Annotated in this window: 23 protein-coding genes; 14 read left to right on the top strand and 9 right to left on the bottom strand. The window is 70.9% G+C overall.

Translation table 11 applies throughout. The features are described 5' to 3' along the window. The first annotated feature begins 130 nt into the window (after positions 1 to 130). The 3 genes from ACIHIX_RS17035 (at position 131) to ACIHIX_RS17025 (ending at position 3558) form a co-directional block, all read left to right on the top strand. Positions 131 to 1027, top strand: coding sequence for a 5-dehydro-4-deoxyglucarate dehydratase (locus ACIHIX_RS17035; RefSeq protein ID WP_399957293.1), 897 nt, complete (start codon positions 131 to 133; stop codon positions 1025 to 1027). After that, positions 1024 to 2313, top strand: coding sequence for a glucarate dehydratase family protein (locus ACIHIX_RS17030; RefSeq protein ID WP_399956105.1), 1290 nt, complete (start codon positions 1024 to 1026; stop codon positions 2311 to 2313). The genes ACIHIX_RS17035 and ACIHIX_RS17030 overlap by 4 nt, the downstream gene beginning before the upstream one ends. Positions 2314 to 2415: 102 nt before the next feature. Further along, on the top strand, positions 2416 to 3558 hold the full coding sequence (locus ACIHIX_RS17025; RefSeq protein ID WP_399956102.1) for a carbohydrate kinase family protein: 1143 nt from the start codon (positions 2416 to 2418) through the stop codon (positions 3556 to 3558). Positions 3559 to 3878: 320 nt separating this feature from the next. On the opposite strand, the gene ACIHIX_RS17020 is transcribed toward ACIHIX_RS17025, so the two are convergent. After that, positions 3879 to 4598, bottom strand: coding sequence for an FAD binding domain-containing protein (locus tag ACIHIX_RS17020; RefSeq protein ID WP_399956099.1), 720 nt, complete (start codon positions 4596 to 4598; stop codon positions 3879 to 3881). 245 nt (positions 4599 to 4843) lie between these two features. On the opposite strand from ACIHIX_RS17020, the gene ACIHIX_RS17015 reads away from it, so the two are divergent. From ACIHIX_RS17015 to ACIHIX_RS17000, 4 genes are read left to right on the top strand one after another with little or no spacing between them, the layout of a single operon-like run. Further along, a complete protein-coding gene (locus tag ACIHIX_RS17015; protein ID WP_399956096.1) occupies positions 4844 to 5902 on the top strand; it encodes a PhoH family protein in 1059 nt (352 codons plus the stop codon). 13 nt (positions 5903 to 5915) lie between these two features. Continuing rightward, the gene (gene ybeY / locus ACIHIX_RS17010) at positions 5916 to 6413 is read left to right on the top strand and encodes an rRNA maturation RNase YbeY (protein WP_399956093.1); all 498 of its coding nucleotides are present in this window, start codon (positions 5916 to 5918) and stop codon (positions 6411 to 6413) included. Then, positions 6410 to 7699, top strand: a complete 1290-nt coding sequence (locus ACIHIX_RS17005) for a hemolysin family protein (RefSeq protein WP_399956090.1) — start codon at positions 6410 to 6412, stop codon at positions 7697 to 7699. The genes ybeY and ACIHIX_RS17005 overlap by 4 nt, the downstream gene beginning before the upstream one ends. After that, on the top strand, positions 7696 to 8055 hold the full coding sequence (locus ACIHIX_RS17000; protein ID WP_399956087.1) for an MmcQ/YjbR family DNA-binding protein: 360 nt from the start codon (positions 7696 to 7698) through the stop codon (positions 8053 to 8055). The genes ACIHIX_RS17005 and ACIHIX_RS17000 overlap by 4 nt, the downstream gene beginning before the upstream one ends. On the opposite strand, the gene ACIHIX_RS16995 is transcribed toward ACIHIX_RS17000, so the two are convergent. Next, positions 8017 to 9486 carry an MFS transporter gene (locus ACIHIX_RS16995; RefSeq protein WP_399956085.1) on the bottom strand — a complete coding sequence of 490 codons (1470 nt, stop codon included), beginning with the start codon at positions 9484 to 9486 and terminating at the stop codon, positions 8017 to 8019. The genes ACIHIX_RS17000 and ACIHIX_RS16995 overlap by 39 nt on opposite strands. Positions 9487 to 9634: 148 nt before the next feature. Here ACIHIX_RS16995 and ACIHIX_RS16990 point away from each other — a divergent pair, with 148 nt between their 5' ends. From ACIHIX_RS16990 to ACIHIX_RS16970, 5 genes are all read left to right on the top strand, one after another. Next, positions 9635 to 10453: a helix-turn-helix transcriptional regulator gene (locus ACIHIX_RS16990; protein WP_399957290.1), complete on the top strand. Its 819-nt coding sequence runs from the start codon at positions 9635 to 9637 to the stop codon at positions 10451 to 10453. Positions 10454 to 10487: 34 nt separating this feature from the next. Further along, positions 10488 to 10838, top strand: coding sequence for a cytidine deaminase (locus tag ACIHIX_RS16985; RefSeq protein WP_399956082.1), 351 nt, complete (start codon positions 10488 to 10490; stop codon positions 10836 to 10838). 225 nt (positions 10839 to 11063) lie between these two features. Next, the gene (locus ACIHIX_RS16980; protein WP_399956079.1) at positions 11064 to 11540 is read left to right on the top strand and encodes a hypothetical protein; all 477 of its coding nucleotides are present in this window, start codon (positions 11064 to 11066) and stop codon (positions 11538 to 11540) included. A 150-nt stretch (positions 11541 to 11690) separates the two neighbouring features. Then, positions 11691 to 13007, top strand: coding sequence for a beta-xylosidase (locus ACIHIX_RS16975; RefSeq protein ID WP_399956076.1), 1317 nt, complete (start codon positions 11691 to 11693; stop codon positions 13005 to 13007). Positions 13008 to 13063: 56 nt separating this feature from the next. After that, complete coding sequence (locus tag ACIHIX_RS16970; protein WP_399956073.1) at positions 13064 to 14077, top strand: WxL protein peptidoglycan domain-containing protein; 1014 nt, start codon at positions 13064 to 13066, stop codon at positions 14075 to 14077. Here the strand turns inward: ACIHIX_RS16970 and ACIHIX_RS16965 are convergent. Continuing rightward, positions 13971 to 14309 carry a P-II family nitrogen regulator gene (locus tag ACIHIX_RS16965; RefSeq protein ID WP_059191692.1) on the bottom strand — a complete coding sequence of 113 codons (339 nt, stop codon included), beginning with the start codon at positions 14307 to 14309 and terminating at the stop codon, positions 13971 to 13973. The two genes, ACIHIX_RS16970 and ACIHIX_RS16965, sit on opposite strands and share 107 nt — an antisense overlap. After that, on the bottom strand, positions 14306 to 15628 hold the full coding sequence (locus ACIHIX_RS16960; RefSeq protein WP_399956070.1) for an ammonium transporter: 1323 nt from the start codon (positions 15626 to 15628) through the stop codon (positions 14306 to 14308). Before ACIHIX_RS16960 ends, ACIHIX_RS16965 begins: the two co-directional genes overlap by 4 nt. A gap of 174 nt (positions 15629 to 15802) precedes the next feature. On the opposite strand from ACIHIX_RS16960, the gene era reads away from it, so the two are divergent. Beyond that, entirely contained in the window at positions 15803 to 16762 is a 960-nt protein-coding gene (gene era, locus ACIHIX_RS16955; RefSeq protein ID WP_399956067.1) for a GTPase Era, read from the top strand. A 10-nt stretch (positions 16763 to 16772) separates the two neighbouring features. Here the strand turns inward: era and ACIHIX_RS16950 are convergent, their stop codons facing one another. Then, on the bottom strand, positions 16773 to 17630 hold the full coding sequence (locus ACIHIX_RS16950; RefSeq protein ID WP_399956064.1) for a helix-turn-helix transcriptional regulator: 858 nt from the start codon (positions 17628 to 17630) through the stop codon (positions 16773 to 16775). 118 nt (positions 17631 to 17748) lie between these two features. Here ACIHIX_RS16950 and ACIHIX_RS16945 point away from each other — a divergent pair, with 118 nt between their 5' ends. Further along, the gene (locus ACIHIX_RS16945; RefSeq protein WP_399956061.1) at positions 17749 to 18603 is read left to right on the top strand and encodes an NAD-dependent epimerase/dehydratase family protein; all 855 of its coding nucleotides are present in this window, start codon (positions 17749 to 17751) and stop codon (positions 18601 to 18603) included. A 5-nt stretch (positions 18604 to 18608) separates the two neighbouring features. Here ACIHIX_RS16945 and ACIHIX_RS16940 read toward each other — a convergent pair whose 3' ends face one another. The 4 genes from ACIHIX_RS16940 to ACIHIX_RS16925 are packed head-to-tail and all read right to left on the bottom strand — an operon-like array spanning position 18609 to position 22577. Beyond that, a complete protein-coding gene (locus ACIHIX_RS16940; RefSeq protein ID WP_399956057.1) occupies positions 18609 to 19856 on the bottom strand; it encodes an MFS transporter in 1248 nt (415 codons plus the stop codon). Beyond that, the gene (locus tag ACIHIX_RS16935) at positions 19853 to 21169 is read right to left on the bottom strand and encodes a GH1 family beta-glucosidase (RefSeq protein ID WP_399956054.1); all 1317 of its coding nucleotides are present in this window, start codon (positions 21167 to 21169) and stop codon (positions 19853 to 19855) included. Before ACIHIX_RS16935 ends, ACIHIX_RS16940 begins: the two co-directional genes overlap by 4 nt. A 46-nt stretch (positions 21170 to 21215) precedes the next feature. Then, positions 21216 to 21482: a protealysin inhibitor emfourin gene (locus tag ACIHIX_RS16930; protein ID WP_329339416.1), complete on the bottom strand. Its 267-nt coding sequence runs from the start codon at positions 21480 to 21482 to the stop codon at positions 21216 to 21218. 21 nt (positions 21483 to 21503) lie between these two features. Continuing rightward, the gene (locus ACIHIX_RS16925) at positions 21504 to 22577 is read right to left on the bottom strand and encodes a M4 family metallopeptidase (protein WP_399956051.1); all 1074 of its coding nucleotides are present in this window, start codon (positions 22575 to 22577) and stop codon (positions 21504 to 21506) included. Positions 22578 to 22791: the final 214 nt, after the last annotated feature.

The following is a 22791-nucleotide window of genomic DNA, read 5'->3' as shown; positions in this document are numbered from 1 at the left end:
GCCATTGACGCCTGTCGTTCGCCTGTCTAACCTTCATCTTCATACGTGGATGACATCTACATGGGGAGATGAACACGTGGGGATCGACACCGACCGGGGTGCGGGCGTCGTCCAGCGGCTGCGGGACGGGATGGCGGCCGGGGTGCTGTCCTTCCCGCTGACCAGCTTCGCGGCGGACGGCAGCCTCGATCCGCACGCCTACCGGGCCTATCTGGCCGGACAGTTGGCCGCCGCTCCCGGCGCCCTCTTCCCCGCCTGCGGCACCGGCGAGTTCTTCTCGCTGGACGAGGACGAGTACCGGACGGTCGTCACCATCGCCGTCCAGGAGGCGGCGGGCCGGGTGCCGGTCGTCGCCGGGGTGGGGTACGGCTGGGCGCGGGCCGTGCGGTTCGCGCGGATCGCCGAGGAGGCGGGCGCCGACGCGCTGCTCGTGCTCCCGCACTACCTCGTCGCCGCCCCGCAGGACGGGCTCGTCCGGCAACTGGCGGAGATCGCCGCCCGTACACCGCTGCCGCTCATCGCCTACCAGCGCGACCAAGTCGCCTTCACGGCCGATGCGTTGAGGCGTGTCGCGGCCATCCCCGGTGTCATCGGTCTCAAGGACGGGCACAGCGACCTCGACCGGCTCCAGCGCCTCACCCTCGCCGCACCCCAGGGCTTCCTCTTCTTCAACGGGGCCGCGACCGCGGAGATCCAGGCCCGCGCCTACGCCACGGTAGGCGTCCCCGCGTACTCCTCCGCCGTCCACGCCTTCGCCCCGGAGATCGCCGACGCCTTCTTCCGCGCGCTGCGGGACGGCGACGGCAAGAGCGTCGACCTGCTGCTGCGCGCCTTCTACGTACCGCTCGTCGAACTCCGCGACCGCGTCCCCGGATACGCCGTGTCGCTCGTCAAGGCCGCGGCCCGGCTGCGCGGACGACCCGTCGGACCGGTCCGCGCCCCGCTCACCGACCCGTCGGACAGCGACCTCGCCGGCCTCAGGACCCTGCTCGCCACCGGACTCGACCTCGTAGGAGCCGCTCTGTGAACCTCACGATCACTGACGTACGGCTGACTCCGATCCTCGTCGCCGACCCGCCGCTGCTCAACACCCAGGGGGTGCACCAGCCGTACACGCCCCGGCTGATCGTCGAGGTGGAGACCGCGGACGGGGTCGTCGGATTCGGGGAGACGTACGGCGACACCAAGTACCTGGAGCTGGCGCGGCCGTTCGCGCGGAAGGTGATCGGGCGTCAGGTGTCCGATCTGAACGGCCTGTTCACCGTCGCCGACGAAGTGGCCGTGGACGACGCGCGGGTCTCCGGACAGGTCGACGTGGGCGGGCTGCGCGGGGTGCAGACCGCCGACAAGCTGCGGCTGTCCGTCGTCTCCGGGTTCGAGGTCGCCTGTCTCGACGCCCTCGGCAAGGCGCTCGGGCTGCCCGTGCACGCGCTGCTCGGCGGCAAGGTGCGGGACGCCGTCGAGTACAGCGCGTACCTCTTCTACAAGTGGGCCGACCACCCGGCGCAGGTCGCCTCGGAGAAGGACGACTGGGGTGCCGCGGTCGATCCGGCCGGGGTGGTGGCGCAGGCCCGGCTGTTCAAGGAGCGGTACGGGTTCACGTCGTTCAAGCTCAAGGGCGGGGTGTTTCCGCCGGACGAGGAGATCGCCGCGGTGCGGGCGCTCGCCGAGGCGTTTCCCGGGCATCCGCTGCGCCTCGACCCCAACGGGGCCTGGTCCGTGCGGACTTCGCTGAAGGTGGCGCAGGAGCTCGGGGACGTACTGGAGTACCTGGAGGACCCCGCGCTCGGTACCGCGGCGATGGCCGAGGTGGCCACGCGGGCCGGGGTGCCGCTCGCCACCAACATGTGCGTGACGACGTTCGCGGAGATCGAGGAGGCGTTCCGGAAGGGAGCCGTGCAGGTGGTGCTCTCCGATCACCACTACTGGGGCGGACTGCGGAACACGCAGCAACTCGCCGCGATCTGCCGGACGTTCGGGGTGGGGGTGTCGATGCACTCCAACACCCATCTGGGGATCTCGCTGGCCGCGATGACACACGTGGCGTCCACCGTGCCCGACCTCCACCACGCCTGTGACTCGCACTATCCGTGGCAGTCGGAGGACGTGCTCAGGGAACGGCCGGTGTTCGAGGGCGGGAAGGTCGCGGTGTCGGACGCGCCGGGGCTGGGGGTCGAGGTCGACCGGGAGAAGGTGCGGGTGCTGCACCAGCGGTGGCTCGATGACGACGGGGGGCTGCGGGAGCGGGACGACGCGGCGGCGATGCGGGTCGCGGAGCCGGGATGGGTGACGCCGGACGTGCCGCGCTGGTAGTGCCGGATGGGCTCAGACACGTGGACGCGTCCGGTGGACAACACTGTTGTCAGTGGTGTGGTGCAGACTGGCTGAATCCGCACCACTCGCAGGGAGCGCCCCGTGATCGCGTCCAGCGCATCCGTCGGAAAGGGACCGTCGCACCTCGGAGCGGCCGGGCCGGGTCAGGCCCAGGTCGATCCGCTCGCCGCGCTGCGCACCCCCGACGACCCCCCTTGGGACGTCTATCTGACCGGCACCGTCTTCCTCGACATCATCTTCACCGGCCTCGACTCCGCACCCGTGCGCGGGACCGAGTCCTGGGCGCGCGGGATGGGGTCGAGCCCCGGCGGTGTCGCCAACATGGCCACCGCGCTCGCCCGGCTGGGGCTCAGGACCTCCCTCGCCGCCGCCTTCGGCTCCGACCACTACGGCGAGTACTGCTGGGACGCCCTGGCCCAGGGCGAGAGCATCGATCTCTCGCCGTCACGCACCGTCCCCGGCTGGCACTCCCCGGTCACCGTCTCCATGGCGTACGAGGGCGAGCGGACGATGGTCTCCCACGGCCACGAGCCGCCCCCGGAGGAGCCCGCCCCCGACTGCCCCCCACGTGCGCGTGCCGCGGTGGCCTCGCTGGTGCCCGGCAAGCGCGCCCCCTGGATCGCCCAGGCCGCCGGCGAGGGCACCCGCGTCTTCGCCGACGTCGGCTGGGACGACACCGGGGCGTGGGACCTCGCGGGCCTCGCCGACCTCGAACACTGCGAGGCCTTCCTGCCGAACGCGGAGGAGGCCATGCGGTACACCCGCACCTCCTGCCCGCGCGAGGCCGCCCACGCCCTCCTGGACCATGTGCCGCTCGCGGTCGTCACCCTGGGCGCGGAGGGTGCCTACGCGGTGGACCGGCGGACCGGGGAGTCCGCGGAGGTGCCCGCCATCGCGGTGGAGGCTCTCGACCCCACCGGTGCCGGTGATGTCTTCGTCGCCGGGTTCGTCACCGGCACGCTGGCGGGCTGGCCGCTCGCCGACCGGCTGGCCTTCGCCGGGCTCACGGCCGCGCTCTCCGTCCAGGAGTTCGGCGGCTCCCTCTCGGCGCCCGGCTGGTCGGAGATCGGCGCCTGGTGGCGCAAGGTCCGGTCGGTGGCAGGGCAGGACCCCGCGGCGCTGGAGCGGTACGGCTTCCTGGCGGACCTGGTACCGGCGGAACAGGCCCGGCCGTGGCCGCTGCGGCGGGCGGTGCCGACCATCGGGTTCCGCCGGTCGGCATAGGCCGCCCGCGGGGCTTCACGCGCGTGGGTGGGCCAAGCAGGTCCGTCATCTGTTGCTGGGCCAGCTGGCGGGTTCGGGTGGCCTGTGGGGTTTTACGTGGGAGGGCTGGCCAGCAGGTCGGTCACCTGTTCCCGGGCCATTTGGCGGATGTAGGGGGTCCGTGGGGTCTTACGTGGGCGGGCTGGCCAGTAGGTCGGTCACCTGTTGCTGGGCCATCTGGCGGGTTCGGGTGGTCCGTGGGGTTTTACGTGGGCGGGCTGGCCAGCAGGTCGGTCATCTGTTGGCGGGCCACCTGGCGGGTTCGGGTGGCCCGTGGGGTCTTACGTGGGCGGGCTGGCCAGCAGGTCCGTCACCTGTTCTCGGACCACCTCGCGGGCCTCGGCCGGCAGCGCGCCGATCGCCGTGCCGGACAGGGCGTCGAGCACCGACCCGGGACCCGTGTCGCACTCGGCGGTCTCCGCGAGTACGTCGTAGCCGTCGCGGACGGCGATCCGCAGCACCGGGCGGGCGCCCGCCGGGGCGTGGACGGCGGTCGCCACCACCAACGGCGGCGGGCCGCCGGGGGCCTCCGACAGCTTGCGGTAGGCGCTCGCCACCGGGGTGCGCCAGCGCAGGCTCAGCAGCAGCGGACGCTTCGCCGTGAGCTCGGCGAGGTCCGTCTCGACGGGGCCCTCCGCGTCCAGCACCACCGCACGCGCGTCCAGGACGACGGCCGCGGGCAGCAGACAGCGCAGGGTGCTGCCGACGATGTTCCCGCCGACCGTCGCACTCCGGCGCACGGCACCGGTGCCGATCCCCGCCGCCGCCCGGCGCAGCACCTCCGGCACCCGGTCGTCGATCCGGTGCAGGAGCACCGCCGCCCCCAGCGCCTCGGCGTCCAGGACATTGGCCTCGGGCACCTCGCGCAGGCTCATCGCCTGCTCCGGGAAGCCGTCCCGTTGCCAGACGGCCCACTGGAGGGTGGCACCGCCGACGGGTATCGCTCCCTCGGACAGGCACTGCTGTGCCTCGGACACGGACGTGGGCAGACGCAAGAGCACGGCCGACCTGCTTTCCCCGGACTCACGACGACGGGAACGCGCCGTCGGCGCGCATTCTCCCCACGCACGCCGGGGGCGTATGCAGGGCTCACCGCTGCACTCAGGGCGCTCTCCCCCTCGGCCGCGGTGAGCGGAAAAGGCCTTCGGTGTTGTCAGTGCCCCGGCGTACCCTGGAAATCGCCAGGCCGCCCATGTGGCGGGCGAGTCGTATCGAGGAGGACGAGCAAGGCCTACAGAGCCGGCCCATGACTCAGACACCCACAGATCGCACACCCGCGCAGGGACAGGCGAGAGCACAGTTCACCGTCCCCGCCCAGCACCCCATGGTGACCGTGCTGGGGTCCGGCGACTCCCTGCTGCGCGTGATCGAGAAGGCCTTCCCGGCGGCCGACATCCATGTCCGGGGCAATGAGATCAGCGCGGTCGGCGACGCCGCTGAAGTCGCCCTCATCCAGCGCCTGTTCGACGAGATGATGCTGGTGCTCCGCACCGGACAGCCGATGACGGAGGACGCAGTGGAACGCTCGATCGCGATGCTCAGAGCCAGTCAGAACGGCGAGGGGGACGGCCAGGAGACCCCGGCCGAGGTCCTCACCCAGAACATCCTCTCCTCGCGTGGCCGCACGATCCGGCCCAAGACCCTGAACCAGAAGCGGTACGTCGACGCGATCGACAAGCACACGATCGTGTTCGGCATCGGCCCCGCCGGCACCGGCAAGACCTACCTCGCCATGGCCAAGGCGGTGCAGGCCCTCCAGTCCAAGCAGGTCAACCGCATCATCCTGACCCGCCCCGCGGTCGAGGCGGGCGAGCGGCTGGGGTTCCTGCCGGGCACGCTCTACGAGAAGATCGACCCCTACCTGCGCCCGCTCTACGACGCGTTGCACGACATGCTCGACCCGGACTCCATCCCGAGGCTCATGGCCGCGGGGACCATCGAGGTCGCGCCCCTGGCATACATGCGCGGTAGAACGCTTAATGACGCCTTCATCATCCTCGACGAGGCCCAGAACACCTCCCCCGAGCAGATGAAGATGTTCCTCACCCGCCTCGGCTTCGACTCGAAGATCGTGATCACGGGTGACGTCACCCAGGTCGACCTGCCCAACGGCACCAAGTCGGGTCTGCGTCAGGTCCAGGACATCCTCGAAGGCCTCGACGACGTCCACTTCTCCCGCCTGTCGTCGCAGGACGTCGTCCGGCACAAGCTGGTCGGCCGTATCGTCGACGCGTACGAGAAGTACGACAGCCACCACGGCACGGAGAACGGCACCCACAAGGGCGGCCGCAACAAGCGGAAGTAGACAGACCAGCACCATGTCGATCGACGTCAACAACGAGTCCGGAACCGAGGTCGACGAGCAGGCGATCCTCGACATCGCCCGCTACGCACTCGCGCGGATGCGCATCCACCCGCTCTCCGAGCTCTCGGTGATCGTCGTGGACGCCGACGCCATGGAGCAGCTCCACATCCAGTGGATGGACCTGCCCGGGCCGACCGATGTCATGTCGTTCCCCATGGACGAGCTCAGGCCGCCCAGCAAGGACGACGAGGAGCCCCCGCAGGGGCTGCTCGGTGACATCGTGCTCTGTCCCGAGGTGGCCAAGAAGCAGGGCGAGGACGCGCCGACGCAGCACTCCATGGACGAGGAGCTCCAGCTCCTGACCGTCCATGGCGTGCTGCACCTGCTCGGCTACGACCACGAGGAGCCGGACGAGAAGGCCGAGATGTTCGGTCTCCAGGCCGCCATCGTGGACGGGTGGCGTGCGGAGAAGGGCCACACCGGTCCGTCGCCGGCTCCGACCGTCTCATGAGCCTTCCCCTCGTCTCCGGCGCGATCGCCCTGGTCGTCGTCGCCTGGCTCGCCGCCTGCGCGGAGGCGGGCCTCGCGCGCGTCTCCAGCTTCCGCGCCGAGGAGGCCGTCCGCGGCGGCCGGCGCGGCAGCGCCAAACTCGCGCAGATCGCCGCCGACCCGACCCGCTATCTCAACGTGGCGCTGCTGGTCCGCGTCGCCTGTGAGATGGCGGCGGCCGCGATGGTCACCTACGCCTGCCTCCAGGAGTTCGACGGCACGACCCAGGCCCTGCTGGTCGCGATCGGCGTCATGGTGCTGGTGTCGTACGTCGCCGTCGGGGTCTCCCCGCGCACCATCGGCCGCCAGCACCCGCTGAACACCGCGACGGCGGCGGCGTACGTCCTGCTGCCGCTCGCGCGGATCATGGGCCCGATCCCCAACCTGCTGATCCTCATCGGCAACGCGCTCACCCCCGGCAAGGGCTTCCGCCGCGGCCCCTTCGCCTCCGAGGCCGAGCTGCGCGCGCTGGTCGACCTCGCCGAGAAGGAGTCGCTCATCGAGGACGACGAGCGCCGCATGGTGCACTCCGTCTTCGAACTCGGCGACACCCTCGTGCGGGAGGTCATGGTGCCGCGCACCGACCTCGTCGTCATCGAGCGCTACAAGACGATCCGTCAGGCCCTCACCCTCGCCCTGCGCTCCGGCTTCTCGCGCATACCCGTGACCGGGGAGAGCGAGGACGACATCGTCGGGATCGTGTATCTGAAGGACCTGGTCCGCAAGACGCACATCAACCGGGACGCGGAGAGCGAGCTGGTCTCCACGGCCATGCGGCCCGCCGCGTTCGTGCCCGACACCAAGAACGCCGGTGACCTGCTGCGCGAGATGCAGCGGGACCGCAACCACGTCGCCGTCGTCATCGACGAGTACGGCGGCACGGCCGGCATCGTCACCATCGAGGACATCCTTGAGGAGATCGTCGGCGAGATCACCGACGAGTACGACCGTGAACTGCCGCCGGTGAAGGAACTGGGCGACGACCGCTTCCGGGTCACCGCCCGCCTCGACATCACCGACCTGGGCGAGCTGTACGGCCTCGACGAGTACGACGACGAGGACGTGGAGACGGTCGGCGGGCTGCTCGCGAAAGCCCTCGGCCGCGTCCCGATCGCCGGCGCCTCGGCCGTCGTGGACCTGCCCGACGAGCGTGCGCTGCGGCTGACCGCGGAGGCCGCGGCCGGACGGCGGAACAAGATCGTGACCGTGCTGGTGGAGCCCGTAGAGGTCCCCGAGGAGGACGAGTGACCCCGCAGGAACTGCGCACTCTCTGCCTCTCCTTCAACGCGGCCGTGGAGGACTTCCCCTTCTCGCCGGAGATCTCGGTCTTCAAGGTGCTGGGCAAGATGTTCGCGCTGTCCTGGCTGGACAACCGCCCGCTGACGGTGAACCTCAAGTGCGACCCGGAGGACGCGGTCCGGCTCCGGGGCGAGTACGAGGGCCTGATCATCCCCGGCTACCACATGAACAAGCGCCACTGGAACACCGTCACGGTCGACGGCGAGCTCCCGGACCGGCTGGTCCGGGAGCTCGTGGAGGACTCGTACGACCTGGTCGTGGCCGGTCTACCGCGCGCCGAGCGCCTCCGCCTCGACCGCCCCTGACGCCTGGGGGCGCCGTACCCGGAGGCCTACGGCGACCAGCGCGGCGGTGACCAGGACGACCGCCGCGTCGATCGCGACGACCGTGCGGACCCCGGAGAGCAGGTCACCGGCGGTCGTCGCCAGGACGCCCAGCAGCGGGATGCCGATCGTGATGCCGACCTGCTGGGTCGAGGTGACCAGGCCGGTCGCCAGGCCCTGCTCCTCGTCCGGCACGCCCGAGGTGACGGTCAGGCCGTACGAGATGATCGCGCCGAGGTGGAACATGCTGGCCAGCGAGACCGCCGCGACGGCCAGCCAGACCGAGGCGTTGCCCGCCCCCAGGCCCAGCAGCGCGGCGACCAGGACGCCCTGGCCGGTGAGGGAGACGACCAGCGTGCGGCGGGCGCCGCCGAGCAGGCCGATGACCCGCGGGGTGTACACGCCCGCCACCACCGACAGCACACCCTGCACACCGAAGACGAGGCCCGTCTCGAAGGCCGACAGGTGCAGGACCTCCTGGAGGTACAGGGTCAGCACGAAGACGATCGTCGACATCATCGAGAAGGTGACCAGACCGCCCAGGTTGCCCCACGCCACCGTGCGGCGGCGCAGCATCGGCAGGGACACCAGCGGGGCCGCTGCGCGGGACTCGACGAGGACGAACGCCGTGAGCAGGACGAGACCGGCGACCAGGGTGACGAGGACGTCGGTGCGGGCGAAGCCGTGGTCGGCGGCCGTCGACAGGGCGTAGATCAACGAGAGCAGACCGCCGGTGACGGTGATCGCGCCGGGGATGTCCAGGCGGGGGCGGTCCGGGGTGCGGGACTCCGGCAGCAGGCCGGGGGCGAGCGGCAGGACGAGCAGCGCGAACAGGGTCAGCAGGCCCATCGTGGAGCGCCAGCCGAAGGCGTCGGTGAGGACGCCGCCGGCCACCATGCCGACGGTGTAGCCGAGGGACAGCAGCGTGCCCGAGATGCCGAGCGCGCGGTCACGCGCCGGGCCCTCGGGGAAGGTCGTGGTGAGCAGGGACATGCCGGTGGGCACGATGGCCGCCGCGCCCACACCTTGCAGTGCGCGTCCGGCGAGGAACGACGCCGGGTCCCAGGCGAACGTCGCCAGCAGGGAGGCCGCGCCGAACAGGGCGAGGCCGCTGAGGAACAGCTTGCGGCGGCCGTACAGGTCGCCGATCCGGCCGAAGAGGAGCAGGAAGCCGCCGGAGGGCAGCGCGAACGCGGTGACCGCCCACTGGAGTGCGGACTGGCTCATGCCGAGGTCGGCGCCGAGGACGGGGAGGGCGACGTTCAGGACGGAGAAGTCGAGGGCGACCATGAACTGGGCCGCGCACAGGACGAAGAGAACGAGCTTGTCGCGGTGCGAGAGCCGTGCCGCGGGGGCGGTCCCGGTGCGGGTCCCGGTGTCGGTGGTGGTTGAGGATGCGGTGTCGATCGCCATGGGCAAGAGCCTCGCGGCGGCGGAATAGCCGTGGGGAGACGGAAGTTGTGCTGGTGGTGGCACCACCAGGCAACGGCGGCGGTACGAGGGGGACGAGTTCGTGGTGGCGGAGGCTGTCCAGCGGCGGCAGGAGCTGCGGGAGTTCCTGATGAGCCGGCGGGCCCGGGTCACGCCGGCCGAGGCCGGACTTCCGGACGGCGGCGCGCGGCGCCGGACGCCGGGACTGCGGCGCGAGGAGGTCGCGGTGCTGGCCGGGGTGGGCGCGTCCTGGTACCAGTGGCTGGAGCAGGGCCGGGACATCTCGGTCTCGCCGCAGGTCGTGGACTCCGTGGCACGCGTACTGCGGCTGAGCGGCGCCGAGCGACGGCATCTGTACGTCCTCGCCGGGCTCAACCCGCCCGTGCCCGAGGTGGAGCCGGACCGGCGGGACATGTGCGACGGGCTGCGGCGGATGATCGACGCGTGGATGCCGTATCCGGCGCACATCATGGACCTCTACTACAACTGCGTGCTCTACAACGACGCCGCCGCGATGGTCCTCGGGATGCGGCCCGACATCACGCAGAACTGTCTCGTCGACTTCTTCACCGACCCGATGTACCGGTCCCGCTCCAAGAGCTGGGAGCAGAACGCGCGCACGGTGGTGGCCCAGTTCCGGGCGGCCTCGGCCGCGCGCCCCGACGACGAGGGGTTCCGGCAGGTGCTGGCGGAGGTGTCGGAGGCGAGCGAGGAGTTCGTCGCGCTCTGGAACGAGCGGGACATCGAGGACGCCGGGCAGATCCGCAAGGAGCTGGAACATCCGGTGGTGGGGCTGCTTCAGGTCGAGTCGAGCGTGCTGAAGATGCCGGTACGGCCGGATCTGTCGGTCGTGCTGCACACGCCGATGGACGAGGTGACGGCGCAGAAGCTGGAGTGGCTGGCGTCGCCGGAGGGGCGGCGGGGCGCGATGTACCCCGTGGCCGGGTGAGCTCCGGCGGGATACGGGTACGTATCCTCGGCTCATGACCGACAGTGCGCTTGATCCCGAGGACCGCAAGATCGTGACCCTGGCCCGTTCCGCGCGGGCGCGCAACGGGGTGCCCGAGGGGGCGGCGGTACGGGACGACACCGGCCGTACGTACGTGGCGGGGACCGTGGCCCTGGACTCGCTCCAGCTCAGCGCGTTGCAGACGGCGGTGGCGATGGCGGTGGCGTCCGGGGCGAAGTCCCTGGAGGCGGCGGCGGTCGTGACGGCGGCGGAGACGGTTTCGGTCGCGGACCGGGCCGCGGTGCGGGATCTTGGCGGGGCGTCGACGCCGGTGCTGCTGGCGGGGCCGGACGGGGTGGTCCGGGAGACGGTGACGGCGGGCTGAGAGAGGCGGGCCGGCGCTGCCTCTCGCGGGTCGGCTGGAATTGAACCTTGCCGTGTTCAGTCTCTCGCGTATCAATGGAATCGGTAGTTCCGACGGTCCGTCAGGTTCTCACCGTCACCCCCCACGCGACGCGTCCCGCACCACGCCTCGCAAGCGGACCGTTCGGGCTTCTCCCGTCCATCCCCCCATGGCAGTTTCCCAATACGGGAAGGGAGTCGGAACCCCATGAGAGGCACACGAACAGCGACAGGTGCGGCACTGGTGACCGGGGCGTTCGCGGTCGCCGGGCTGGTGTTCGCGCCCGCGGCCCTGGCCGTCGCTCCCGGCAGTGCGACCATCAACGCCGACTGCGGCGGCTTCGGCAGTGGTGAAGCCACCATCACCGCCACGCAGGACGGCACCGCCGCGACCATGACCGTCAACTCCTCGGCCATCACCGCACCCATCGGACTGTCCGAGGACTCGATCACCTCGACCCTCACTCTGGTGAACGCCTCCGGCGGCACCAGGTCCTTCACCGCCACCGAGAACCCGGCGATGGCCGCCGGCGACCCCGTGCAGGTCGGCCCGCTCCCCGGTGTCGTGGCCTCCGGCGACAGCCTTGAGGCCTACGGCGGCTCGCTCACGATGACGGTCTTCGGGATCACCATCACCTGCACGGCGACCGCGGCGCAGTCGCCCGGACCGTTCGTGTTCGACTGAGAATCGGGCAAACGTTCACTGACGAGCCCTCAGTTCCGTTGTGCAGTACAGGAACTGACGGCTCATCAGTTCACGGCTCAATCTCCATTGACTTCTCACGCGATCCCCACATCAATGCCCCCAACGAGTCACAGAGAGGGGGCACTCCCCATGGATCCGACATCACGAAGACGCCGCTGGGCCGCACTGCTCGGAGCGGGCGCGCTGGCGGTCGCCGCGTCGAGCGGCCTGGCCGGTCCGGCCGCCGCCGCGAGCAACGTCGACTTCGCGACCCACTGCATCCCGCCCGCCGTCGCCGGCATCCCGCCCATCGACGGCACCACGACCGCGCTCATCACGGTCGACAACGCCGCCCCGAAGGTCGGCGACACCGTCACCGTGACCTACACCGTGGTCAAGCCCGCGGCCAGCAACCCCACCGCGATCAGCCTGCCGGCCGACATCATGACGCCGTCCGGGAAGGTCACCCTCGGCGGGGCGCAGACGGGTGACGTGACCGTCGTCGGGCCGAAGAAGAACGATCCGGTCGCGGGCAACGCCCCGTTCCCGTCGTTCAGCATGACCGGCACCTTCACCGTCACCACCGCCGGGGCCATCACGCTCTCGCCCGGCGACTACAACATCCACACCAGCTACATCCTGGAGCTGGACACCCCCTGCACCGTCACCAACGGGCCCGCCCCGGTCTCCGAGACCGTCACGGCGAGTCCGGCCACTCAGCCCAACACCCGTGCCATCACGCTCGGTTCGGCCTCCGGGAACCCCGGTGACAGCGTCACCGTCAGCGGCAGCAACTTCACCCCGGGAGCGACCGTCACCCTCGCCGGACGCTCCGGTTCCAGCCAGACCGCGGACACCGCGACCGTGACGGCGGACGGCAACGGGGCCTTCAGCGGTGCGCTGACCGTCAACGACAAGACCACCACCGGCGTCGTCGCGTACGAGGGCGCGAGCTGGACCGATGCCTCCGGCGCCGGGCCCGCCGCCTACACCGTCATCGACAACACCCCCGTCCCCGACAACGCCCAGAAGATCAGCACCACGGTGAAGGCGGGCACTCTGTCCATGACCCAGGCCGGGGACACCGTCTCCCTGGGCGCGGTCGACTACGGCAAGGGCGGCGCCTCGGGCGGCGACCTGAACACCGTGAGCGTCAAGGACTTCCGCGGCGGTGTCGCGGGCTGGTCCCTGACCGGCAAGGTCACCGACTTCACCGGTCCCGGCGCCAAGATCGATGCCGGGGCGCTCAGCTGGACCCCCGCCTGCACCACCAAGGCGGGCAGCCCCAGCACCTGCCAGGCCGGTTCCGCGGGCACCGTGGGCTCGGCCGGGGCGACCCTCGCGTCCGCTCCCAACGGCACGCTCACCGGTGGTGAGTTCACCGTGGACGCGAAACTCTCCCTGAACGTACCGGCGTTCACGCCTCCGGGTACGTACTCCGGCGTCCTCACCCTCACGCTCAGCTGACCGTACGGGCGTCCGCACCCGCCCGTGTCGCCTCGTTCAAGTGGGGGTCCGCACCCATGCGCCGTACGTTCTACGCCCTTGTCCTGGGGTGCCTGTTCGCCCTCTGCGCCCCCTCCGCGCACGCCGCCGACAACGGCAGCTGGTCTGTGTACCCGCTCTCGTCGAAGGTCGCCGTACGCCCGTACTTCTACCTCTCCGCCGACCCCGGGCAGACGATCACCGACAAGGTCGTCGTCGCCAACAAGACGGGGAAGCCGCTGACTTTCCGGCTGTACGCCGCCGACGCCTACAACACCGCCCGCGACGGCGGGTTCGCCGTACGGACCATGAAAGAGAGGATGCGCGGGGTCGGCGTTTGGGCGAAGCCCGCGAGGTCCCGGGTCACCGTTCCCGCGCACGGCAAGGTCACCGTCCCCGTCACGATGCGGGTGCCGCAGGGCGCCGAACCCGGCGATCACGCCGGTGCGATCGTGGCGCTGGACGAGCGGATCGACCGGGGCGACGGTTCCGTGGCGCTCGGCGTCCAGCGGGCCGTCGCCGCCCGCGTCTATCTCCGGGTCGGCGGCCCGACGCTGCCGGCGATCTCCGTCGAGGACGTCCGGGTCGGCCACCACCAGCCGCTGGTGCCGGGACTGGGCGACAGCGGCGCGACGATCTCGTACACCCTGCACAACACCGGCAATGTCACCCTGAACCCGAAGGTGGAGCTGCGCGCGACGGGGCTTTTCGGCCGTACGCTCCTCGCCCGCGATCTGACGAGGATCCCCTCCGAGCTGCTGCCGGGGCAGAGCGTCCGGCTGACCGAGCCGTGGCGGGGCGCGCCTCAGCTGGACTGGGGCGAGGTGACGCTCACGGCGAGCGCGAAGGACACCCGCGAGTCCGCGGCCGCCTCGTTCCTCGCACTGCCGTGGCTGATGGCGGTGGTGCTGGTGGTCGTCGTGGTGGTGGGCGTCGTCCTCGTGGTCAGAGCGCGTCGGGGCCGCGTTCGCCCGTCCGCACGCGTACGACCGTCTCGACCGGCAGGGCCCAGACCTTTCCGTCCCCGATCTTCCCCGTCTGCGCGGCCTTGACGATCGCGTCGATGACGGCGTCGGAGTCGGCGTCCTCGACGACGACCTCGATGCGGACCTTCGGAACCAGGTCGACCTGGTACTCGGCGCCGCGGTACACCTCGGTGTGGCCGCGCTGACGGCCGTAGCCGCTGGCCTCGCTCACGGTCAGGCCGTGGATGCCCAGCTCCTGGAGAGCGGTCTTCACCTCGTCGAGGCGGTAGGGCTTGACGATCGCGGTGATGAGCTTCATGCCTGGGTCTTGGCCTTCTGGGCGGAGTGGACGGAGGACGCGCTGACCGGGGCGCCGTGGCCCAGGACGCCGTGATCGTATGCGGTCTCGGCGTGCACCGTAAGGTCCAGGCCGGTGTGCTCCTGCTCCTCGCTCGCGCGGAAGCCGATCGTACGGTGGAGCAGCTTGCCGATGCCGTACGTCATGAGGAAGGCGTACGCCCCTACGGCGACCACGGCCACCAGCTGCTTGCCGAGCTGGGTGAGGCCGCCGCCGTACAGCAGACCCTCGGTGCCGCCGGTCATCTCCTCGACCGCGAAGACGCCGATGAGGAGGGTGCCGACGATGCCGCCGACCAAGTGGACGCCCACGACGTCGAGCGAGTCGTCGTAGTCGAACCGGAACTTCCAGCTCACCGCGTAGGAGCAGATCACGCCCGCGGCGAGGCCGACGACGAGGGCGCCGAGGAGGGAGACCGAGCCGCAGGACGGGGTGATCGCGACCAGGCCCGCCACCGCGCCGGACGCGGCGCCCAGCGTGGTGGGGTGGCCGTCGCGCTTCTGCTCCACGAACAGCCAGCCCAGCAGGCCCGTGCAGCCCGCCGCGAGGGTGTTGAGGAAGGCCGCCGCGGCGAGACCGTTCGCGCCGAGCGCCGAGCCGGCGTTGAAGCCGAACCAGCCGAACCAGAGGAGTCCGGCGCCCAGCACGACCATCGGGAGGTTGTGCGGACGCATCGCGTCCTTCTTGAAGCCGAGCCGCGGGCCGAGCACCAGGCACAGGGCGAGGCCCGAGGCGCCGGAGGTGATCTCGACCGGCAGACCGCCCGCGAAGTCCAGCGCGCCCAGCTTGTCGAGGATCCAGCCGCCGGGCCCCCAGACCCAGTGGGCGACGGGAACGTATACGAGGAGCGCCCAGACGGGGACGAAGACCAGCCACGCCCCGAACTTCGCGCGGTCCGCGACCGCGCCGCTGACCAGGGCCGCCGTGATGATCGCGAAGGTGAGCTGGAAGGTGGCGAAGAGGAGGGTGGGGACCGTGCCCTGGACGCTGTCGGGGCCGAGGCCCGCCATGCCGGCGTGGTCGAGGTTCCCGACGAGGCCTTGGAAGGCGTCGTCGCCGAAGGCGAGGGAGTAGCCGGCCGCCAGCCACACCACCGTCACCAGCGCGATCGACACGAAGCTCATCATCAGCATGTTGAGGACGCTCTTCGTGCGGACCATGCCGCCGTAGAACAGGGCCAGGCCCGGGGTCATCAGCAGGACGAGGGCGGTGGCGGCGAGCAGCCAGGCGGTGTCGCCGGTGTCGATGTGCGCTGCGGCCTGCGTGGCGGAGAGGGTCACGGTGGTCTCCAACGAGGTGGGGGCTCGTCAGAGGGTCACCGGCGTGCGTTTCCGGATGTGTACGGGTGTGTTTCGGCGAGGTTTCGTTGCGTGAGGGTTTCCGGAAGCTCACGTGCGGGGCGGTGATCGGTCTGTTGTACGGCAGGGCTCTGTGGATCAGGGAGAATGGGCGCCATGAGCGTTCGTAGTCAGTCATCCGAGCCGTCTGAGCCGTCCGGGGCTCCCCATCGCGCCGGCTTCGCCTGCTTCGTTGGCCGCCCCAACGCGGGCAAGTCCACCCTCACGAACGCTCTGGTCGGGCAGAAGGTGGCGATCACCGCCGACCAGCCGCAGACCACTCGGCACACGGTGCGCGGGATCGTGCACCGGGAGGACGCCCAGCTGATCCTGGTGGACACCCCGGGGCTGCACAAGCCGCGCACACTGCTCGGCGAGCGGCTCAACGACGTGGTCCGTACGACCTGGGCCGAGGTCGACGTGATCGGCTTCTGCCTGCCGGCGAACGAGAAGATCGGTCCCGGTGACCGCTTCATCGCGAAGGAACTCGCCGGGATCAAGAAGTCGCCGAAGGTCGCGATCGTCACGAAGACGGACCTCGTCTCCTCCAAGGCCCTCGCCGAGCAGCTGATCGCCATCGACCAGCTCGGCAAGGAGCTGGGGATCGAGTGGGCGCAGATCGTGCCGGTGTCGGCGACGGCGAACAAGCAGGTGGATCTGCTGGCGGACCTGCTGGTCCCGCTGCTGCCGGAAGGGCCCGCCCTCTACCCCGAGGGTGACCTCACCGACGAGCCGGAGCAGGTCATGATCGCGGAGCTGATCCGTGAGGCCGCGCTGGAGGGCGTGCGCGACGAGCTGCCGCACTCCATCGCCGTCGTCGTCGAGGAGATGCTCCCCCGCGAGGACCGCCCCGCCGACAAGCCCCTCCTCGACATCCACGCCTTCGTCTACATCGAGCGCCCCAGCCAGAAGGGCATCATCATCGGCCCCAAGGGCAAGCGCCTGAAGGAGGTCGGCATCAAGTCCCGCAAGCAGATCGAGGCACTCCTGGGCACACCCGTCTTCCTGGACCTGCACGTGAAGGTGGCGAAGGACTGGCAGCGGGATCCTCGGCAGTTGCGGAAGCTGGGGTTCTGATTGGCTGTGGCTACGGCGTCCGGGCTGCTGACGGTGACAGGTCCTGTAGGCCCACCACTCTCAGGAGTTGCAGGCGTTCGTAGGCCTCGGTGCCCGGGCGGGCCGAGTGGACTATCAGGAGGTGGTGGTGTTCGTGGCTGAGCATCACCTCGCAGTCGAGGTCCAGGAGGCCCACCAGGGGGTGCACGAAGCGTTTCGTCGCTCGGTTGCGCAGCGACACCTCGTGTTCCTGCCAGAGGGTGGCGAACTGCGGGCTCGCGGCGCGTAGTTCGGCGACCAGGGCCGCCGGTTCCGGGTCGTCGGGGCGGGCTGCCGTCACCGCTCGGAGCGTCGAGACGTGGGCGCGGGCGTGGGCTTCCAGGTCCTCCGCCGGGAACAGGTCACGTGCCGTCGGGTCCAGGAAGAAGCGGCGGGTGAGGTTGCGCTCCCGAGGGGGCCGTGACATCACGTCGCCCACCAGGGCCTTCGCCATCGCGTTCTGCGCCAGGACGTCGCCGTGGTCGTTCAGGACCTGCGCCGGTGTGTCGTGGAGGCGGTCGAGGATCAGCAGGAGACCGGGGCGGACGTGGGACGACGCCGTCTCGCGGCGCGGGGGTTCCTCGCCCACCAGGTGGAAGAGGTGGTCCTGCTCGACGTCCGTCAGACGCAGCGCGCGGGACAGTGCCGTCAGCATCTGGCGGGACGGGCGCGGGCCCCGGGACTGTTCCAGACGCGTGTAGTAGTCCACCGACATGCCCGCCAGCGACGCCACCTCCTCCCTCCGCAGGCCCGGCGTACGCCGTCTCGCCCCCGGTGTCAGGCCCACGTCCGACGGGGAGAGGCGGGCGCGGCCACGGCGGAGGAAGTCGGCCAGTTCGGATCGGTTCACCCGTCAAGCGTGCGTCAGTCCGCCCGGCTTATCCAGGGACCGCCGATCCCCCGATCGACGGGTCTCTCCCGGCGCCGACGCCGCTGCCCAAGGCTGGTGGGGACGAGAGGAGCACATCGTGCTGACATTGGTCACCGGAACCACAGGTCAGGTCGGACGGCGCTTCGTGCCGCGACTGCTGGCACAGGCACGGGGCGGCGAACGGGTGCGGGTCCTTGTACGGGACGCCGCCCGAGGTGAGCCCTTCGCCGACCTCGGCGCGGACGTCGTCGTCGGCGACCTCCGCGACATCGACACCCTCGGCAAGGCCGTCGCCGGCGTCGACGCCGTCGTCAACGTCGCCGCCTCCTTCCGCGGCGTGTCGGACGAGGAGGCACGGGCGGTCAACCATGAGGCGGCCATCGAGCTGGGCCGCGCCGCACAGGCGGCGGGGGTGCGGCGGTTCGTACAGGTCAGCACGGGGCTCGTGTACGGCACCGGACGAGGCCGGCCGCTGACCGAGGACGACGAGAGCCGGCCCGGCGGGGCGATGTGGGGCGCCTACCCCGAGTCCAAGGCCCGGGCCGAGCGGGAACTGCTCGCGCTGGAAGGGCTGGACGTACGGGTGGGCCGCCTCCCCTTCGTCTACGGCGAGGGCGACCCCCATCTCGCCCAGTCCCTGATGTGGGCCAAGAACTGGGCGGCAAGCCAGCGCCTGCACATGGGCCATCACGCCGACGTCGCCCAGGGGCTGCTGCGGATCCTGCACGCGCCCGGCATCGCGGGCCGGATCTACAACATCGCCGACGACACCCCTGTCACGGCGGTGGAACTGCACCAGCTGAACGGGGCCGAGGTTCCCGAGGAGCTGTACACCCGTACCGACCCGGACCCGTGGCTGGCGATCACCTCCACCGACCGCATCCGCCGCGAGCTGGGCTACCGGCCGATGTACCCGTCCGTCTACACCGCCCGCGACGCCGGAGCCCTCTAGAGCCCTTAGTCCACGCTCCTGATCCGCCCCACCAGCACCGCCCCCGCCAGCCCGAGCACCGCCGCCACCAGATACAGCGTCCGATAGCCGCCCAGGTGGGTGACGATCGGAGCGGCGACGGCGGGGGCGGCGACCTGGGGGAGGGCGTTGGCGATGTTGATGACGCCGAGGTCCTTTCCGCGGTCCAGGGCCTTCGGGAGGACGTCCGTCATCAGCGCGAAGTCGACCGACATGAACACCCCGAGCGCCAGGCCCAGCAGGGCCGCCACGACGATCGCGCCCGCCCAGGTCTGCCAGACGGCGAGCAGTGCCGTGGCCGCCGCCATCAGCGCCCCCGACCACCGTACGAACGGTTTGCGGCGGCCCAGCCGGTCCGACCACACGCCGCCCACCACCACCGTGGCCAGCAGCGTCACGCTGTTCACCGCGGTGAGGATCAGCACGCCCTGCTCGGGGTCGTCGTACCGCAGTCGGTCCCGCAGGTAGTACAGCAAGTACAGGATCACCAGCGCGTTGCTGAGGTTGATCAGGAACCGCGTCAGCCAGGCCCAGCCGAAGTCCGGGTGGCGGCGCGGGCTCAGCCAGAAGCCGCGGACGAAGGACCGGCCGTCCCACGGCGGACGGTCCGCCACCGCCAGTCGCAGGTCGGGGTGGCGGAGGACGTACGGCAGCACCCCCGCCACCGTGAAGACCGCGCACGCCACATAGCCCGCCGCGATCCCGCCCGCCGCCGTCGCCAGTCCCGTACCCGCGACCGCGCCCAGGATCTGCGCCGCCCCCAACCACCCGCCCACCACGCCCCGCTGCGGGCGCGGCACCCGGTCCGGCACCGCCGCCGTCACCGCCGCGAACGAGGCGTTCAGGGTGAGCTGGACCAGGCACCAGCCCAGCGTCATCAGCCACAGCCCGTCCGCCCCCGCGAGCAGCAGCAGGGACAGGGCGCCGCCCGCCGCTCCCGCCACGATCCACGGCGTACGGCGGCCCCGGCTCGCGGTGGTGCGGTCCGACAGGGCGCCGAAGAACGGGTTCGCGGCCAGGGACACCACCGCGCCCACGCCGGTCACCCACGCCAGCAGCGTCTCCTTCGACATGCCGGTGCCGGGCGCGAAGTCCTCCGCCTGCCGGGCCAGCAGGATCTGCAGCGGGCCGTACCAGCCCACCCAGATCGCCACGTTGGCCAGCGACAGCGCGGCCGTCCAGCCCCGGGCGACCCGTTCGACGGGCTCGTCCAGGGCCGCTGACGGAGTCGTCACCTCTGGGCCCGCAGCAGGGACCGGAACCAGGCGTACGAGTCCTTCCTCGTCCTCGCCTGCGTCGTGAAGTCCACGTGCACCAGGCCGAACCGCTGGGCGTATCCCTCGGCCCACTCGAAGTTGTCCATCAACGACCACACGAAGTACCCGCGGACGTCGACCCCGGCCTCCAACGCCCGGTGCAGGGCCCGCACATGGCCGTCGAGGTAGTCGATCCTGGCGCGGTCGTGGACACCCCCGTACGAGCAGCCGTTCTCCGTGATGACCACGGGCGGCAGCCGGTCGCCGTAGCGCTCGTGGAAGGTCGTGAGGAGCTCCGTCAGGCCCTCCGGGACCACCGGCCAGCCGAAGTCCGTGACCGGGACGTCCTCGATCTCCTGGACGGAGAAGGGGAGTTCGGCCGGGATCGTCAGCCCGCCGAACTCGATGTCGGCGCCCTGCGGGGCGCCCACCCGGGTCGGCGCGTAGTAGTTGACACCGTAGAAGTCCAGGGGCTCGGAGATGGTCTTCAGGTCCGCTGCCACGTCTCCCGGCATCAACTCGCCCAGCCCGTCCGGGTATGCGCCCAGCAGGATCGGCTCGGCGAAGAGGCGGTTGAGCAGCAGGTCGTAGAACGCCGCCGCCTCCAGGTCCGGCTGCTCCTGCGAGGCGGGCCAGGTCGGGCCGTGCGAGTTGGCGATGCCGATGTCCGTGGCACCGGCCGCGCGCAGCGCCTGGACGCCCAGACCATGTGCGAGGAGCAGATGGTGGGCGACCGGGAGCGCGTCGAACATCAGCCGCTTGCCGGGGGCGTGGGCGCCCAGCGCATGGCCGAACAGGGTGTGTTCGGCGGGCTCGTTGATCGTGATCCACTTCTTCACGCGGTCGCCGAGCCGCTCGGCGACGACCTGGACGTACTCGGCGTAGCGCGCCGCGGTGTCCCGCTCCAGCCAGTCGAGGGCGACCGGTAGATCCCAGTGGAAGAGGGTCGGGACCGGGCGGACGCCCGCCGCGCAGAGTTCGTCGACCAGCCGGTCGTAGAAGTCCAGTCCGCCCTCCGCGCGCACCCGCGGCCAGGAGACCGAGAAGCGGTACGCGTCCACGCCCAGGTCGGCGAGGAGCGCCACGTCCTCGCGGTAGCGGTGGTAGTGGTCGCAGGCCGTCGCCGCCGTCGAGCCGTCCTTCACCCGGCCCGGCTCGGCCGTGAACGCGTCCCACACGGAGGGCTCGCGCAGGTCCGCCGCGCCCTCGATCTGATGGGCCGAGGTCGAGACGCCCCACAGGAAGTCGGCCGGGAACGTCGGTATCGCGTTGGTCGCCATGGGCGGGATCATCCTTACCGCCGGTAAGGGAAGTCAACGCCCCAGCGTGAACTGCCCGTTACGCTCCTTCCTTGAGTACCCGCGAGATCAGCCCGCGCTGCTCCTCGGTGAGCCGGGGGTCGGCCGCGTAGACCGTCCTCCCGTCCACCGTGATCTCGTAGCTGAACCCGTCGGGGACCCCGACGGGCGGGGTGTGCCGCCCGTCGGTGATCGCCTTCTCGGCCAGGGCGCGCCATTCGTGTGCGTCGGGCCGCCCCGAGGTGTCCACCTCGGCGCTGCGCTCGATGCCCGCGAATCCGCCCGTGCGCCTCACTCGAATACGCATGGGACCGTGTGTAGTACGGAATTACGCCGTGCGCACCCCGACCTGCTCCCACGCCTTCAGTACGGCCTGAAGCTCCTCGCCGTCCTGGTAGCGGGCCTTGGCCGCCGCCACCGTCAGGGTCGCGAAGTCCGTGAACAGGGCGTCCTTCTTCAGCTCGCCGCCGGTCAGGACGTCGTACCAGATCTGTCCCGCCCGCTCCCAGGCGTGGCCGCCGAGGGTGGTGGCGGCGATGTAGAAGGCGTGGTTGGGGATGCCGGAGTTGATGTGGACGCCGCCGTTGTCGCGGCCGGTGCGGACGTAGTCGTCCATGGTCGCGGGCTGCGGGTCCTTGCCGAGGACATCGTCGTCGTACGCCGTCCCCGGCTCCTTCATGGAGCGCAGGGCCGTGCCCGTGACGCGCGGGGCGAGCAGGCCGGCGCCGATCAGCCAGTCGGCCTCGGCGGCGGTCTGGCCGAGCGTGTACTGCTTGATGAGGGAGCCGAAGACATCGGACATCGACTCGTTGAGCGCGCCGGGCTGGCCGAAGTAGGTCAGGTTGGCGGTGTACTGCGTGACGCCGTGGGTGAGCTCGTGGCCGATGACGTCGATCGGGATGGTGAAGTCGAGGAAGATCTCGCCGTCCCCGTCGCCGAACACCATCTGCTCGCCGTTCCAGAAGGCGTTGTTGTAGTCCCGGTCGTAGTGGACGGTCGCGTCCAGCGGGAGGCCGCCTCCGTCGATGGAGTCGCGCTCGTACGCCTTCAGATACAGCTCGAAGGTGGCGCCCAGGCCCGCGTAGGCGCGGTTGACCGTGGCGTCCTTGCCTGGTTCCGAGCCCTCGGCGCGGACCTTCTTCCCGGGCAGCTCGGTGCGGTGTTTGGCGTCGTAGAGGGTGCGGTGCGGCTTTCCGGCCTCCGCGCCGAGCGGCGCGGCGACGGAGGGGGCGCCGACGACCGTGGTCAGTCGGCGGTGGGTGCGCTCGAAGGCGTCGCGCTCCAGGGTCCTGCGCGCGGGATCGGCGAGCGCGGGGTCCTCGTGCTGCGCGAGCTTGTCGAGGACGTGAGGCGGTACGACGGTGCAGAAGACGGGCTCGAAGCCCCCGTTGGTCTTCGTCATGCCCGGCACCCTTGCACTGTGTTATGCCGGTGTCACTACCCGCAACCATGATTGGTGAAATATGCGGACAGGTAGGCGCACTCTCCGTGACGAAGTGGTATGACGAAGTGGCGTGGCGCACTTTTTGTCCGGTTCCCTGTTATTCGTCCCCCGGGTCCCGCATGCTGATACAGCGCCCCGCATCCGAACCGGCTCGGCTAGCATGCTTCGCATC

Origin of the sequence: Streptomyces sp. NPDC051913, assembly GCF_044593635.1 — a bacterium.
In the GTDB taxonomy this organism is placed as follows: Bacteria; Actinomycetota; Actinomycetes; order Streptomycetales; family Streptomycetaceae; genus Streptomyces.
Note: the sequence above shows the minus strand (reverse complement) of the source record. Positions and strands in the feature narration are given on the sequence as shown.